The sequence below is a fragment of the Mycobacterium sp. IS-836 genome (assembly GCF_001954275.1).
GTDB lineage: Bacteria > Actinomycetota > Actinomycetes > Mycobacteriales > Mycobacteriaceae > Mycobacterium.
The window spans coordinates 1-1298 of sequence record NZ_MBEU01000058.1 but is presented as its reverse complement, the minus strand read 5'-3'; the positions used below and the strand labels follow the sequence as shown (position 1 = coordinate 1298).

The window sequence follows — 1298 nt, the reverse complement described above, 5'->3', positions numbered from 1 at the left end:
GTGATTGCAACACTTCGTAGTTAGGAAGTGTTGATGGCGGCTCATTGGTCGTTGACGTCGGTTCAGCGTCGGTTTTGGGTGCTGGTGGCCTTGGGTGTGCCGCCGAGTGTGGCTGCGCCGATGGTCGGCGTGTCCAGTGGCTGTGGGCAAGCGTGGTTCCGCAGATTCGGTGGGGTGAACCCGCAATTCAGCGATCCCAAGGGGCACGTTCGGCCGCGGTTGTCGATGGGTGAGCGTGAAGAGATCATGATCGGTACTGCCAAAGGTGATTCGATTCGGGCGATTGCGCGCCGGTTGGGGCGGTCACCGTCGACGGTCATGCGCGAGATCGATGGCAATGGCCGCTGTCATGGAGCGATGGGCCGCTATCGTGCCCTGCATCGGTTTGGCGCCAATCGAGGCGGCTGGGATGCCAAGTCGGGTTATCGGGCCAGCATCGCCCAGGCCCGCAGCGAGGCGCGGGCGCGTCGTCCCAAGACCGGCAAGCTAGGGCGCTGCGGCGAGCTTCGTGCCGAAGTGGAAGCGTTGTTGGTCAAGAACTACAGCCCCGAGCAAATCGCGGGGGTGTTGGCCAAAACCTATCCTGATCGCCCGGAGATGCAGGTGTCCCACGAGACCATCTACAAGGCGCTTTACGTGCAAGGACGTGGCGAACTGCGCCGCGAGCTGCACCGCTGTTTGCGCACTGGGCGGGCGTTGCGCAAACCCAGAACACGACGCACCGCCACCGAACACCGCCACATCCCGGGCATGATCAACATCAGTGAGCGCCCCGCCGAGGCCGAGGACCGCGCCGTGCCTGGGCACTGGGAAGGCGATCTGATCATCGGCAAAAACCAGGCCTCACAGATTGGCACGCTGGTCGAGCGCAGCACCGGATTCGTGCAGCTGCTGCACCTACCGCAGGGCCGCAGCGCCGATGCCGTCGCTCAAGCCATGATCGCCAAAATCAAAGCCTTCCCAGAGAACCTCCGCAAGACCCTGACTTGGGACCAAGGCCTTGAGATGGCCGCTCATGCCCGTATCAGCATCGACACCGGCATCGATATCTACTTTTGCGACCCCCACTCACCGTGGCAACGCGGCTCTAACGAGAACACCAACGGGCTTCTCCGCCAATACTTCCCGAAAGGCACCGACCTATCGGTGCACTCGGCGGCCTACCTCGATGAGGTTGCCGTCGAACTCAACAACCGACCCCGCAAACGCTTCGACTGGGACAGCCCCGCCCAAATCCTCGATCGACTACTGTCAGCCCCACCACAAACCCCTGTTGCAACCAAACCTTGAATCCACCC

1 protein-coding gene is annotated in these 1298 nt (G+C 62.4%); it reads left to right on the top strand.

Annotation, left to right across the window (positions count from 1 at the left end; all coding sequences use genetic code 11):
* Positions 1-30 precede the first annotated feature (30 nt).
* Positions 31-1290 (top strand): IS30 family transposase, encoded by a 1260-nt coding sequence (locus A5747_RS16255; protein ID WP_369805115.1) that lies wholly within the window; start codon positions 31-33, stop codon positions 1288-1290.
* Positions 1291-1298 lie beyond the last annotated feature (8 nt).